The organism is Lutibacter sp. HS1-25 (assembly GCF_004121075.1).
Classification (GTDB): Bacteria; Bacteroidota; Bacteroidia; order Flavobacteriales; family Flavobacteriaceae; genus Lutibacter.
In genome coordinates this window covers 12,388-27,229 of sequence record NZ_RHLN01000140.1, presented here as the reverse complement: position 1 = coordinate 27,229, position 14,842 = coordinate 12,388, and the positions used below count along the sequence as shown (strand labels likewise).

12 protein-coding genes and 2 rRNA genes are annotated in these 14,842 nt (G+C 31.7%); 9 read left to right on the top strand and 5 right to left on the bottom strand.

Translation table 11 applies throughout. The features are described from left to right. The 4 genes from EC396_RS18020 to cmk form a co-directional block, all read left to right on the top strand. Window positions 1-1,022, top strand: a 23S ribosomal RNA gene (locus EC396_RS18020); the annotation flags it as partial. 149 nt (window positions 1,023-1,171) lie between these two features. After that, window positions 1,172-1,282, top strand: a 5S ribosomal RNA gene (gene rrf / locus EC396_RS14095). An 848-nt stretch (window positions 1,283-2,130) separates the two neighbouring features. Continuing rightward, window positions 2,131-3,141: a type IX secretion system protein PorQ gene (porQ, locus tag EC396_RS14085; RefSeq protein ID WP_129367233.1), complete on the top strand. Its 1,011-nt coding sequence runs from the start codon at window positions 2,131-2,133 to the stop codon at window positions 3,139-3,141. Between the two features lie 4 nt (window positions 3,142-3,145). Beyond that, window positions 3,146-3,832 (top strand): (d)CMP kinase, encoded by a 687-nt coding sequence (gene cmk, locus EC396_RS14080; RefSeq protein ID WP_129367232.1) that lies wholly within the window; start codon window positions 3,146-3,148, stop codon window positions 3,830-3,832. On the opposite strand, the gene EC396_RS14075 is transcribed toward cmk, so the two are convergent. Further along, window positions 3,829-4,461: a 7-carboxy-7-deazaguanine synthase QueE gene (locus EC396_RS14075; RefSeq protein WP_205757969.1), complete on the bottom strand. Its 633-nt coding sequence runs from the start codon at window positions 4,459-4,461 to the stop codon at window positions 3,829-3,831. The genes cmk and EC396_RS14075 overlap by 4 nt on opposite strands. Before the next feature lie 105 nt (window positions 4,462-4,566). On the opposite strand from EC396_RS14075, the gene EC396_RS14070 reads away from it, so the two are divergent. Next, window positions 4,567-6,072 (top strand): helicase HerA-like domain-containing protein, encoded by a 1,506-nt coding sequence (locus tag EC396_RS14070; protein ID WP_129367231.1) that lies wholly within the window; start codon window positions 4,567-4,569, stop codon window positions 6,070-6,072. Between the two features lie 38 nt (window positions 6,073-6,110). Next, on the top strand, window positions 6,111-6,680 hold the full coding sequence (locus EC396_RS14065; RefSeq protein WP_129367230.1) for a hypothetical protein: 570 nt from the start codon (window positions 6,111-6,113) through the stop codon (window positions 6,678-6,680). Window positions 6,681-6,774: 94 nt separating this feature from the next. Here EC396_RS14065 and EC396_RS14060 read toward each other — a convergent pair whose 3' ends face one another. Next, window positions 6,775-8,133, bottom strand: a complete 1,359-nt coding sequence (locus EC396_RS14060; protein WP_129367229.1) for an MBL fold metallo-hydrolase RNA specificity domain-containing protein — start codon at window positions 8,131-8,133, stop codon at window positions 6,775-6,777. Window positions 8,134-8,273: 140 nt separating this feature from the next. Between EC396_RS14060 and EC396_RS14055 the strand changes: the two genes are divergently transcribed. Then, entirely contained in the window at window positions 8,274-8,633 is a 360-nt protein-coding gene (locus EC396_RS14055) for a cupin domain-containing protein (RefSeq protein ID WP_129367228.1), read from the top strand. Between the two features lie 306 nt (window positions 8,634-8,939). On the opposite strand, the gene folD is transcribed toward EC396_RS14055, so the two are convergent. Both folD and ffh read right to left on the bottom strand, forming a co-directional pair. Then, on the bottom strand, window positions 8,940-9,815 hold the full coding sequence (gene folD, locus EC396_RS14050) for a bifunctional methylenetetrahydrofolate dehydrogenase/methenyltetrahydrofolate cyclohydrolase FolD (RefSeq protein WP_129367227.1): 876 nt from the start codon (window positions 9,813-9,815) through the stop codon (window positions 8,940-8,942). 113 nt (window positions 9,816-9,928) lie between these two features. Beyond that, complete coding sequence (gene ffh, locus EC396_RS14045; RefSeq protein ID WP_129367226.1) at window positions 9,929-11,260, bottom strand: signal recognition particle protein; 1,332 nt, start codon at window positions 11,258-11,260, stop codon at window positions 9,929-9,931. A gap of 188 nt (window positions 11,261-11,448) precedes the next feature. Here ffh and EC396_RS14040 point away from each other — a divergent pair, with 188 nt between their 5' ends. Next, window positions 11,449-13,137, top strand: a complete 1,689-nt coding sequence (locus EC396_RS14040) for an FAD-dependent oxidoreductase (RefSeq protein ID WP_129367225.1) — start codon at window positions 11,449-11,451, stop codon at window positions 13,135-13,137. Between the two features lie 167 nt (window positions 13,138-13,304). On the opposite strand, the gene msrB is transcribed toward EC396_RS14040, so the two are convergent. Next, window positions 13,305-13,790 carry a peptide-methionine (R)-S-oxide reductase MsrB gene (gene msrB, locus EC396_RS14035; protein WP_370276508.1) on the bottom strand — a complete coding sequence of 162 codons (486 nt, stop codon included), beginning with the start codon at window positions 13,788-13,790 and terminating at the stop codon, window positions 13,305-13,307. Window positions 13,791-13,978: 188 nt separating this feature from the next. Here msrB and EC396_RS14030 point away from each other — a divergent pair, with 188 nt between their 5' ends. Then, a complete protein-coding gene (locus EC396_RS14030; protein WP_129367224.1) occupies window positions 13,979-14,788 on the top strand; it encodes a M48 family metallopeptidase in 810 nt (269 codons plus the stop codon). Window positions 14,789-14,842: the final 54 nt, after the last annotated feature.

The following is a 14,842-nucleotide window of genomic DNA, read 5'->3' as shown; positions in this document are numbered from 1 at the left end:
AACGATAGCGAGAAATCACATAAAGCGCATGAAATGAAGCCCCAGTAAACGGCGGCCGTAACTATAACGGTCCTAAGGTAGCGAAATTCCTTGTCGGGTAAGTTCCGACCTGCACGAATGGTGCAACGATCTGGACACTGTCTCAGCCATGAGCTCGGTGAAATTGTAGTATCGGTGAAGATGCCGATTACCCGCTACGGGACGAAAAGACCCCGTGCACCTTTACTATAGCTTAGTATTGGTTTTGGATAAGTAATGTGTAGGATAGGTGGGAGACTTTGAAGCGGCGTCGCTAGGCGTTGTGGAGTCATCGTTGAAATACCACCCTTTGCTTATCTAGAGTCTAACCCAGTGATGGGGACAGTGCTTGGTGGGTAGTTTGACTGGGGTGGTCGCCTCCAAAAGAGTAACGGAGGCTTCTAAAGGTTCCCTCAGCACGCTTGGTAACCGTGCGTAGAGTGCAATGGCATAAGGGAGCTTGACTGAGAGACATACAGGTCGATCAGGTACGAAAGTAGAGCATAGTGATCCGGTGGTTCCGCATGGAAGGGCCATCGCTCAAAGGATAAAAGGTACGCCGGGGATAACAGGCTGATCTCCCCCAAGAGCTCATATCGACGGGGGGGTTTGGCACCTCGATGTCGGCTCGTCACATCCTGGGGCTGGAGAAGGTCCCAAGGGTTGGGCTGTTCGCCCATTAAAGTGGCACGCGAGCTGGGTTCAGAACGTCGTGAGACAGTTCGGTCTCTATCTGTAGCGGGCGTTAGAAATTTGCGTGGATCTGACACTAGTACGAGAGGACCGTGTTGGACTGACCTCTGGTGTACCAGTTGTTCCGCCAGGAGCATTGCTGGGTAGCTACGTCGGGAAGGGATAAGCGCTGAAAGCATATAAGCGCGAAACCCACCACAAGATGAGATTTCTTTAAAGGGTCGTGGGAGATCACCACGTTGATAGGCTATAGGTGTAACGGCAGTAATGTCATAGCCGAGTAGTACTAATAACCCATAGGCTTTTATGCGAACTTTTTTATTAAAAATTGATTTATAAGATATTATTTTTTCAGTATGTTAACTCATAAGCAGCGAAGGCTGCAGTGTAAAGTTGAAAAGTCAAAAGTTGAAAAGTGAAAAACTTAGAACTTTAAACTCAAAACTTTAAACTAAACCCTTAAGGTGGTTATAGCGATAGGGCTCACCTCTTCCCATCCCGAACAGAGAAGTTAAGCCTATCAGCGCAGATGGTACTGCCATTATGGTGGGAGAGTATGTCGCCGCCTTTCTTTTGAAAACCTTCAATATTAAATTATTGAAGGTTTTTTTTTATCCTTTTTTTTACCCAAAGGTTTTGTCAATTGTAAATTACGAATTACGAATTATCAATTTTCAATTATCAATTATCAATTACGAATTGTCAATTATCAATTATCAATTGTCAATTGTCAATTATCAATTATCAATTGTATAACGGTAGCGTCCAACTTTGTGTGTCTGCGTCATCTCAACTTATAAGATTTGAAGCGTTTAATTTTGTTAAAATTAAATTTTAGGTTATATAAAGTTACAAAATGACAATGTGTTTTTATTTGTTAGTATCTGATATGTTGTGATTTATATTTAATAACAAACTTCAAACTTCAATTATCAATTATCAATTATCAATTACGAATTGTCAATTACGAATTATCAATTGTCAATTATCAATTGTCAATTATCAATTATCAATTGTCATTTACGAATTACGAATTATCAATTATCAATTATCAATTACGAATTATCAATTATCAATTACGAATTATCAATTATCAATTATCAATTATCAATTACGAATTATCATTATCAATTGTCAATTGTATAACTGCGTTAGTGATTGCAGCGGCATCCTTTTTTACAATGTAACATAGTGAAATTGTAAAAAAGATATAGCGGAAAGCACGACCCCTTGCGGGTAACGCCCAAAAATACATGCTTCAATTTATTTATCATCTCTTTTATTTATGTTGAATTTTAAATATTGTAATTGGTGTTTATTTGGTTGATTTGATGTTTATTGTTATTGATAATTTGTGATAAATTTTTAAGATTGTATACGATATTTACAAATTATTAGTTTTAATTTGTAGCCTGATATATGAAAAAATTAGTACTACTTCTATTATTATTTTCCATTAAAATGTTTCCACAGGTTGGAGGTGAAAGTATCTATAATTTTTTGAATTTAACGGGATCAGCTAAGCAGACGGCTTTGGGCGGAAATGTACTTACCTTGCTGAATGATGTAAATCAACCTATTTGGAATCCATCGACAATTAACCAGGATTTAGATGGTAAATTGGGTGTAAATTACTTGAATTTTTTAGGAGATATTAATTACCTTTCTGCAGCATATGCTTTTATGCCAAATAGGCATGTGGGTACTTTTTATGTTGGCGTTAATTATTTAAGTTATGGAACTTTTATTGGTGCAGATGAAGGAGGTATAGAAACGGGTGAATTTAAAGCTTTTGATTTGGCTATTTCTGCAGGATATGCCTACAATTTTAAAAGAAGTGATTTTTTTGTTGGTGGTAATGTTAAATTAATTAATTCTGTTATTGACAATTATTCTTCTTTTGGTTTTGCTTTTGATTTAGGGTTGTTATATTATAATGAATACAATCCATTTAGAGCTACGTTGGTTCTTAGAAATATGGGATATCAGGTAACAGCTTACGATAATGTAAGAGAAAAATTACCTTTTGAAATAGATTTAGGAGCATCGTATAAGTTAGAAAATGTACCAATTAGATTGCATTTAACACTGGCCAACTTACAAAAATGGAATTTAGCGGTTAGCAATCCGTCAAATTCTTCAACAGATTTTGATGGTAATACTACTGAAGAAAGTATTTCATGGTTTAACAATACAATGCGTCATGCTACGATAGCTGCAGAGTTATTTCCTGATAGTGTAATTAATCTTATGTTGGGGTATAATTTTAGAAGGGGCAGTGAATTGTCTTTAAACAATGCCAGAACATTTGCTGGATTTACGGCTGGTTTTGGAATTAATTTTAGAAAGTTTAGTTTTATTTATGGATTTTCTAAATACAGTCCGGCTTCAAACGCAAGTACTTTTAGTTTACAAATTAATTTAAATTGATATTTTGAAAAATATAACCATAGCCATTGACGGATTTTCTTCGACAGGAAAAAGTACCCTTGCAAAACAATTAGCAACAAAATTAAACTATATATATGTTGATTCTGGTGCCATGTATAGAGCAGTAACTTTTTATGCGATGCAAAATCATTTCATTTCAAAAAATGAATTTAAAATTGAAGCTCTGATTGCCAAATTGACTGAAATAAATTTAAAGTTTAAATTTAATCCTGAATTAGGTTTTGCTGAAATTTATTTAAATGATGTGAATGTTGAAAGAGAAATTAGAACCTTGGCAGTATCAGAATTGGTAAGTAGCGTTGCTGAAATTAGTGAAGTTAGAAAAATGCTTGTTGAACAACAACAAGAAATGGGAAAAAATAAAGGTGTTGTAATGGATGGTAGGGATATTGGAACGGTTGTTTTTCCTTATGCTGAATTGAAATTATTTATGACAGCATCTGCAGAAACCAGGGCAAAACGCAGATTTGATGAATTGATTGAAAAAGGTGATGATGTGCAGTTTGAAGAAATTCTTAAAAATGTTCAACATAGAGATCATATAGATACAACCAGAGACGATTCTCCATTGATTAAAGCAGAAGATGCTATTGAAATAGACAATTCGAACTTAACTAAAACAGCACAGTTTGAGCTTGTTTATGCCATTGTTTTAGAAAAATTAAACTAAGGAATATTTAAGTATTTGTGTGTTTGTAATGAAATTTTCCACTTTGGATTTTTCATTACATAATCAACAATTAAAGGTGTCATTTTTTCTTTGTTACTCCATTCTGGCTGTAAAAATAGTTCACAATTTTCAGAAACTTTAGCAGCTTGTTCTTCAGCAAATTTAAAATCATTTTTGTTAAAAATAATTACTTTTAACTCGTGTGCTTTTGGATAAATACTGTCTAAAGGTAATTTTGTTTTTTTAGGCGATAAACAAATCCAATCCCATTTTCCAGTTAAATAATAAGCACCTGACGTTTCAATATGCGTTTTAATTTGAAGGTTTTGAAGCGTATTTGTAATGTATTCTAAATTCCACATAGATGGTTCACCACCAGTTACAACAACCGTATTAGCTGTGTTTTTTACGTTATTTACAATACGATCTGTTAAAGTTGGCGGATGTAAATCGGCATTCCAACTTTCTTTTACATCGCACCAATGACAACCAACATCGCAACCACCAATTCTAATAAAATAAGCAGCTTTACCGGTGTGATATCCTTCGCCCTGAATTGTGTAAAATTCTTCCATCAAAGGTAGCATTTCACCTTTATCAATTAATAGTTGTGTATTTTTGTCAATCATTTTGCAAATATAGTGATAACTAGCAATAAAGAATTATTTCAACAATAATTCTAATCAAATTTTTAATTTAATTATTAAGTACTATTTTTATCCAAAATATCAACAATGGATAAAAAGGAAGAATTTTTTAATCATATTACAGAAGGTTACAAAACAAAAGGAGACTTTATAGTATTTGGATCTGCCATGTTAGATGGCGAAACTGTAAAAGATGCTTTTGTTAAAGTACCTTTAAAGACTATAAATAGACACGGATTAATTTCTGGAGCGACAGGAACAGGTAAAACCAAATCTTTACAAGTTATGGCCGAAAACCTTTCTGAAAAAGGAGTTCCGGTTTTATTGATGGATATCAAAGGCGATTTAAGTGGTTTGGCACAACCAAGCCCAGGACATGCTAAAATTGACGAACGTCATGCTGCGATTGGACTACCTTTTGAATCTAAGAAATTTCCAGTAGAATTGTTAACTATTTCTGAACAAAATGGTGTTCGTTTGCGCGCAACAGTTTCGGAATTTGGGCCAGTTTTACTTTCAAGAATATTGGATTTAACAGATACCCAAAGCGGAATAGTTTCTATTATTTTTAAATATTGCGATGATCACAAATTACCTTTATTAGATTTAAAAGATTTTAAAAAGGTGTTGCAATACGCTACTGCTGAAGGAAAAGAAGAAATACAAAAAGAGTATGGATTAATTTCTACATCAAGTACAGGAGCAATATTGCGAAAAATTGTTGAAATTGATCAGCAAGGTGGTGATTTGTTTTTTGGTGAGCGTTCTTTTGAAGTGCAGGATTTGGTTAGAATTGATGAAAACGGAAAAGGTATAATTTCTATTTTAAGGCTGACAGATATTCAGGACAAACCAAAATTATTTTCAACATTTATGTTGCAATTATTGGCCGAAATTTATTCAACTTTTCCAGAACAAGGGGATAGCGGTAGACCAGAGTTGGTTATTTTTATTGATGAAGCTCATTTGATTTTTAATGAAGCTTCAAAAGCATTGCTTTCACAAATAGAAAGTATTGTAAAGTTAATTCGTTCTAAAGGGATAGGTTTGTTTTTTGTAACTCAAAATCCCAACGATGTTCCTGAAGCTGTTTTGTCTCAATTAGGTTTAAAACTACAACATGCATTAAGAGCTTTTACGGCAAAAGACAGGAAGGCAATTAAATTGGCTGCTGAAAATTACCCTGATTCTGAATATTATGATGTAGATGAAGTTTTAACACAGTTAGGAATTGGAGAGGCGCTTATTTCAGTATTAAATGAAAAAGGAATTCCAACACCTTTGGCTTGTACAATGATGCGTGCACCAATGAGTAGGATGGATGTGCTGACTGATGCAGAAATAAAACAACAAATAGACAGTTCTCGCTTGTTTTTTAAATACAGTGAGAATATTGATAGAGAAAGTGCTTATGAAATTTTAAATGAAAAAATTGAAAAAATAATTGAGAACGAACAAAAAGAAGAAAACAATAAAGAAGAAAAAAAAGTTACAAGTACTAGAAAAAGCACCCGAATGAATCCAGTTTTAAAAGTTGTTACAAGTGCAACATTTATAAGAGGTGTGTTGGGAATTTTAAAACGCGTATTATAAAATCAACTGTTGAATTAAAAATTAAATTAAAAATATTTATGACCATTATAAAAAAAATTACCCTGTTATTAGTTGTTTTAGCACTAAGTATTCAATGTTCAAGAGAAAATGAATACTTGATTGAAAATGGAAAAGTTGGTTTGGTTAATAAGGAAACTACTGTAAATGATTTAAAAACAATCTTTGAAAAAGATTCTATTGTAAGTCAATTATCTAATGGAAGTATTTCTCAATTAAATGGTTTTTTTGGAGGTACCGATCAATATGATGTATATTCAAAAACAGGAGAAAAGTTATTAGAGATTGTTCCAGAAAAAGCAAATGATTCGACTTCAAAAATTAAAAGTATTCAAATTTTTAGTGACAAGTACAAAACAGCAAGGGGCTTAAACTTAAAATCGGTATTTAAAGATATTCACAGTAATTATGTAATTGATAAAGTAGAAACTACACTTACATCTGCAACATTATATATTGATGAATTAAATGCAACTATTGCTATTGATAAAGAAGATTTAGGAATTAAAAAATTTAGCAGAGAAGAAATCACTGTTGATCGTATTCCTGATACATCAAAATTAAAATATTTTACCATTTGGTTTAATTAAATAAAATAGCTCAAAATTGTTGAAATAAAAAAAGTGTTCTAATTGTTTAGGACACTTTTTTTTGGCAATATTTAATAAAATAACCTATTAAAAATTAATCTAAATAATATTCGTTGTTCATTTTTGCAACGGTGCATTTCCAATTTAATTCGGTTTCAATTTTAACTTTTAAAGCCTGACTTTGGTGTGGTTCGCCGTGATTTATAAAAGTGAGTGTAGGTTTTGGTTTAAAATGTTTTAACCAATCCATCAATTCACTTTGATCTGCGTGACCTGAAAATTCATTTATTTTAAATATTTCAGCATTAATTTTGTGGTATTTTCCAAAGAATTTTATTTCTACATCACCAGAAAGTAACGATCTTCCTCTTGTTCCTTCAGCTTGAAAACCAACAATTAAAACGCTGTTTTTTTTATCACCTATTAAATTTTCTAAATAGTGTAAAACCCTTCCGCCAGTAATCATACCACTACCTGCCAAAACTATTTTTGGATCGGTATTGTTAACAATGGCTTTAGATGCTTTTACTTCACTAATTAATTGTACTGTTGAAGACATGCTTTTAATATCTTCGGGAGTTAATTTATGGTTTTTTGGATATGAATAATAAATTTCAGTTGCATTAACACCCATCGGACTGTCTAAATATATTGGTATTTGTGGCAGTTTATGTTCTCTTTTTAAAACACTTAATAAATAAATTATTTCTTGTGCTCTTTCAACAGAAAAAGTAGGAATAACCAAAATACCACCTTTAGCATAAGTATGGTTTATATATTTTAACAACACTTCTTTAATATCTTCATTTTTATGCAATCTATTTCCGTAAGTAGATTCTATAACAACATAATCTGCTTTTTCTATATACGCATACGGATTTAAAATAATCGGTTTTTTTCGTCCTATATCACCTGAAAAAACAAGTGTTTTATTGTTGGCTTGTAAAACAATTGCAGCACTTCCTAAAATATGCCCGCTATTTACAAATTTGAATTTTATATTGTTATTAATTGTATGCCAAATATCAAATTCAAAACATTTTATTCTGGTTAAAGTTTCTGCAGCATCTTCAATAGTGTAAAGAGGTAAAGCTGTTTTGTGTTTAGCATAGTTGTTTTCGTTTGCTTTTCGGGCATCTTCTTCCTGAATTTTAGCACTATCTAATAAAATAACTTTTACCAAATCTTTAGAAGCTTCAGTACAATAAATTTTACCTTTATAACCATTTTTAACCAATAAAGGCAAATAACCACAATGGTCTAGATGTGCATGTGTTAACAAAACAACATCTAAATTATCTAACCTTGTTGGAATAGGTTCCCAGTTCATTTCTCGTAATTTTTTCAATCCTTGAAATAAACCACAGTCAATCATAATTTTTGTATAATCAACTTCTAATAAAGTTTTTGAACCAGTGACAGTTCCTGCTCCGCCAAAAAAAGTAAGTTTCATAATTAATTGGTTTAAATTAAATTAATTAGAATTATTGAAGTGCAATTGATTACTAATTTACGAAAATATTCGTCAGGTAGGAGGCTTATTGTAGGTGAATTTTAGTATTTTTATTTAATTGAAATAATAAATTTAGAATGATGAAAAAATACACTGTACAAAAATCACCATTTGTAGTTCCAACCAACGATGGAAAATTAATTGAAGAACATTTTGGACTAGCAAGTGTTATTTCCGAATTAAGTATTGCGCATATGGTAGCACCACCAAAATGGAGTGAACCTTTTCAAACACCAGCATTTGATGAGTATACTTACATTATTAAGGGAAAAAAACAATTTATTATTGAAGGCGAAATAATTGTTTTAGAAGCAGGTCAATCTATTAAAATTTTAAAAGGAACCAGAATACAATACTCCAATCCATTTGATGAATCTTGCGAGTATTTGGCAATTTGTTTACCAGCATTTTCAATGGATTTGGTAAATAGAGAGGCGTAAATTAATTAATAATTAAAAAGTAAAAATTAATGATGAAAAAATAAGTACTCAGTTTCAGTTAGCAGTAACAGTTATGTTAATGAAAAATGAAAAAATAATAATGAATAATTAGCGATGAAAAATAAGTACTTAGTTTCAGTTAGCAGTAACAATTATGTTAATGAAAAATGAAAAAATAATAATGAATAATTAGCTATGAAAAATAAGTATTCAGTTTTAGTTGACATTTATTCAGTACTAAATTCAAGATAAAGCAGTAAAAAAATCAAAAATCGTAATTCTTAAATCAAAAATCGCAAATACAATTTAGGCTTTTCTTTCACAAGCTAACAAAGTATTTTTCATAAGCATTGCAATGGTCATAGGACCAACTCCTCCAGGAACAGGTGTAATATAAGCAGATTTTGGCGCAACACTTTCAAAATGAACATCACCAGCCAAACGGTACCCGCTTTTTTTAGAAGAGTCATCTATTCTTGTAATTCCAACATCAATAATTGTAACACCATCTTTTACCATATCACCAGTTAAAAACTCAGGAATTCCTAAGGCAGCAACAATAATATCGGCTTGTAAAGTAAGTTCTTTTAAATTTTTTGTTCTACTATGTGCAACTGTAACAGTAGCATCACCTGCTTTGCGTTTTTGGCTCATTAAAATACTCATTGGACGCCCAACAATATGGCTTCTACCAATAACAACTACTTGCTTACCAGATGTTTCAACATTGTAGCGTTCTAATAATTCTAAAATTCCAAAAGGTGTTGCAGGTAAAAATGAAGGCAATTCTAAAGTCATTCTACCAACATTTGTTGGATGAAATCCATCCACATCTTTATCAGGATTGATAGCCATTAAAACTTTTTGTTCATCTATATGTTTTGGTAACGGTAATTGAACTATAAATCCGTCAATATCATTATTGGTATTTAAATTTTCAATTGCTTGTAATAATGTTTCTTCAGAAGTTTCTTCAGGTAAATCTATCAGGGTAGAATTAAAACCAACCAATTCACAAGCTTTTACTTTTGCATTTACATAAGTCATACTAGCACCATCAGTACCAACTAAAATAGCCGCTAAATGAGGTGTTTTTTTACCCTGTTCTTTCAATTGTTTTACTGAAGCAGCGATTTCAACTTTTAAATCTGCTGATGTTTTTTTACCGTCTAGTAGTATCATAAATTATTAGTTTACAGCTTTTTAAACTGTCTTACTTTTGATTTTTTAATTTGAAAATAATATTTAATAAATTGAATTTCAGACTTTAAACTCCAAACTCCAAATTTAAAAAGCTATCTCCCCATACCTTTCATCATTTGCATCATTTGTCGACCGCCACCACCTTGCATCATTTTCATCATTTTACTCATTTGTGTAAATTGCTTTAGTAACTGGTTTACTTCTTGTATAGAAGTTCCAGATCCTTTTGCGATTCTCTTTTTTCTATTGGCATCTAAAATTCTAGGTTCACTTCTTTCGCTAGGAGTCATAGAGTGTATAATAGCTTCAATACCTTTAAAAGCATTGTCGTCAATATCTACATCTTTCATCATTTTTCCAGCACCAGGAATCATTCCCATCAAATCTTTCATGTTGCCCATTTTTTTGATTTGTTGAATTTGCTTCAAGAAATCATCAAAACCAAATTGATCTTTTGCAATTTTCTTCTGAATTTTACGGGCTTCTTCTTCATCATATTGTTCCTGAGCACGTTCAACCAAAGAGATAACATCACCCATTCCCAAAATTCTATCAGCCATACGATCTGGATGGAAAACATCAATTGCTTCCATTTTTTCGCCAGTACCAATAAATTTAATAGGTTTATTTACAACCGATTTAATAGATAAAGCAGCTCCACCACGGGTATCACCATCTAATTTTGTTAGTACAACACCATCAAAATTTAAAATATCATTAAAAGCTTTTGCCGTATTTACAGCATCTTGCCCAGTCATAGAATCCACTACAAACAACGTTTCTTGCGGATTTATAGCTTTATGAATATTCGAAATTTCAGTCATCATAGCTTCATCAACAGCCAAACGACCAGCAGTATCTATAATTACTACATTTTTACCCGTTGCATTTGCATGTTTAATGGCGTTTAATGAAATTTCAACAGGATTTTTATTTTCAACTTCAGCATAAACTTCAACACCAATTTGTTCTCCAACAACTTGTAATTGATTTATCGCAGCAGGTCTGTAAACATCACAACCAACCAATAAAACATTTTTATTTTTCTTGGTTTTTAAGTAGTTAGCTAATTTTCCTGAGAAAGTAGTTTTACCAGAACCTTGTAAACCAGACATTAAAATAACAGTTGGTTTGCCTGCAAGGTTAATACCTACAGTTTCTCCACCCATCAACTCTGTCAATTCATCTTTTACAATTTTAACCATTAATTGGCCAGGGTTTAACGTGGTTAATACGTCTTGACCAATGGCTTTTTCTTTAACGGTTGTTGTAAAATTTTTGGCTATTTTAAAGTTAACATCGGCATCTAATAAAGCTCTACGAACTTCTTTTAATGTTTCTGCAACGTTTACTTCTGTAATTTTTCCATGTCCTTTTAGTACATGAAAGGCTTTATCTAATTTATCACTTAAATTATTAAACATATGTCTGCTTCAATTTTTAGAATTGCAAATATAATAAAAACTGCTTAATTCTAAAGTTGAAAATTAGATTGATATCTGGTTTAAATTTGTTTAGAACTTTATAAAAAATACAGCAGCCTAATGTGATAAATATTACCTTTTGATTTGAAAAAATATCTAACATTTGCATAGAATTTAAAAAATGCAATATGAGTAAAATTGTAATAATTGGCGGCTTGTCTGCTGGACCATCAGCAGCGGCTAAAGCTAGAAGAGAAGATGAAAATGCTGAAATAATACTTTTTGAAAAAGGAGCTAACATAAGTTATGCAACTTGTGGTATGCCATATGCTTTTTCGGGTGTAATTGAAAATAGAAGTAATTTAATTGTTGTTAAACCTGAATTACTGCAAAATAGGTTTAATATTGATGTTCGTTTAAACGAAGAAATCATAAAAATTGATACCGAGAATAAAATAGTTTTTTCTGACAAAGGCGACTATAATTACGATAAATTGGTTTTTGCAACAGGTGCAAAATCGGTTGTGCCACCTATAAAAAATATTGAAAAAGCAACCAATTGGTCTACATGCCGATCTATGGTTGATTTTGATAAAATTACCAAAGAAGGTTTGGCTTCAACAGCTAAACATATTACGGTAATTGGAGCTGGTTTAATTGGTGTTGAAGTTGCTGAAAATTTAAGAGAAGTTGGTAAAGAAGTAACTTTAATTGAAGGCGATAAACAAATTTTAAATATGTGGCAGCAAAAATTTGGAAATTTTGCTGAAACTATTTTAAAAGATAAGGGTATTGAAGTTATTACTTCGGGCTTGGTTTCAGAATTTGAATTGGATGATAATTGGAAAATAAATGGTGTAAAAATTAGAGACGGCAAAACCGTAAAAACCGATTTTGTTATTTTAAGTGTTGGTATAAAGCCAAATACAGATTTATTGATTGAAAATGGTGCAGCACATATTGGAAATGGCGCATTGATTGTAAACGAGTTGATGGAAACATCTTTAAAAGATGTCTATGCTGCTGGTGATAATGTGGCGGTTAAAAATATTCAAACCAATAATTACGACTATTTTCCACTGGGGACACACTCTAATAAAGAGGGGAGAGCAGCAGGAGCAAATGCTGTTGGTGGTGCAATTTCTTTTAAAGGTGCGTATAAAACTGCAATTGTAAAGGTTTTTGATTATACTTTGGCAAGAACAGGTTTAAATCCAACTGCTTTAAATAAATTAGAGATTCCTTTTAAAACTGTATTAACGGTTGCGGGTGCAACACCAAGTTATTATCCTGGACAAAAAGATTTAATTACCGAAATTTATTATCATACTGAAACGAATGAAATTTTAGGTGCAGAATTATTTGGAGAATATGGCGTTGATAAACGTGTAGATGTTTTAAGTACAGCAATTTATGCAAAATTAAAAATCACAGATTTATCGCAGTTAGATTTGGCTTATGCACCACCGTATTCACCTGCAAAAGATCCGGTTGTAGTTACAGGTTTTGTTGCTGAAAATATATTGAACAATACAAGTGAACAAATTTCTGTTGAAGAAATGGCAGTAAAATTAGAAAATAATGAGGTTTCTAACTATTTGTTAATTGATGCCAGAACTGCCGATGAATTTAAAAAAGGAACCATTCCTTCAGCAGTTAACTTGCCTTTAGATGAAATTAGAAATCATATCGATTTTATAAAAAGTCAACAAAAACCAATCATTATTTTCTGTCAGAAAGGATTGAGAGGTTATTTGGCTGAATTGATTTTAAGACACAACAACATGGAAAATATAGTAAATGTTGCTGGTGGATTTAAATTATGGCAAATGTTTAGCGAAAATATAGAAATTCCTGAAACTGTTGCAGTTAAATAAAATTAAACATAAGTAACAAAAAAGCCTTTTAAATTTTTTTAAAAGGCTTTTTTGTTTAGTAAAATCTAAAATCTAAAATCTAAAATCTAAAATCTAAAATCTAAAATCTAAAATCTAAAATCTAAAATCTAAAATCTAAAATCTAAAATCTAAAATCTAAAATCTCACTACTTACTGCCAGATGCAACAAATTTTATTGAAGTTGTATTTACGCAATAACGTTCGCCTGTAGTTTCTTTAGGGCCATCATTAAAAATATGTCCTAAATGTCCACCACACGAGGCGCAAATAATTTCAGTTCTAACCATACCATGACTTTTATCTAAAACATATTCAACCGTACCGTCTATAGCATCATCAAAAGATGGCCAACCACAATGAGATTCAAATTTACTACCCGATTCAAATAATTGTAAATCACAGGCAGCACAATGGTAAGTTCCTTTTTCAAAATGTGACGTATAACCACCTTCACTAGGTGCGTCAGTTCCTTTTTGTCGTAAAACCCAATATTGTTGCGGAGTTAAAACTTGTTTCCATTCTTCTTCTGTTTTTATCACTTTTTTAGTCATAGTTTTTGTTTTTGAAGCTTGTGAATAACCAATTGTTGTAATTATATTTAAAAATAAAAATATTATGAGTGCTTTTTTCATGTTTTTAGTTATTATTTATTAATTGTTAAAATCTTAAAAATATAAAGCATCTTATAACATAAGACGTATTCAATTTAAACACCTTACAATGTTTTATTATTATGAAATTTTTTTTTGCAATGTATTAATTATAGTTATCTTTAAAGATAGAATTTGTAATATTGTACCAAATTTAAACCTTTAAAAAAATGAAAAGAATTGTTGTTTTAGTAATTGTTAGTTTAATGATATTTAGTTGTAGTACAGTGCCAATTACGGGGCGTAAACGTATAAATATTGTAAGTGATGCTGAAATTTTACCTTCAAGTTTTGCGCAATATGAAGGTTTTTTAAAGGAAAACAAAATTTCAACAAATGCTAAATCAAGTGCTCAAATTAAAAATGTAGGCTTAAGAATTTCTAAAGCTGTTGACCGATTTATGCGTGCAAATAAAATGGTAAAAGAAGCAGATGCTTACCGTTGGGAATTTAATTTAATAGATGATGCAACAGTAAATGCTTGGTGTTTACCTGGCGGAAAAGTAGTTTTTTATACAGGAATTTTGCCAATTTGTGCCAATGAAGATGGTGTTGCAGCTGTAATGGGTCATGAAGTTGCACATGCTTTTGCAAAACACGGTCAGGAACGTATGACATCTTCTTATGGACAACAATTAGGTGGCGTTGCAGTTGCAATTGGAACCTCAGGACAAACTCAAGAATCTCAAATGTTATGGAATACTATTTATGGTGTTGGCTCTCAAGTAGGCATGTTGGCTTACAGTAGAACACATGAAACTGAAGCCGATAAATTAGGGATGGTTTTTATGATTATGGCTGGTTATAATCCAGAAGAAGCCATTCAGGTTTGGGTTCGTATGAGCCAAAAAGCAGGAGGAAATGCACCACCAGAATTTTTAAGTACACACCCTTCAAACGAAACTCGAATTTCAACGTTAAAGGCATATTTGCCAACAGCTATGGCAATGGCTAAAAAGTACAACGTAGATGTAAAATAAAGCAAACTCAAATTTTAAAAAAACTAGGTCTTAAAGTAAAGCCCTAGTTTTTTT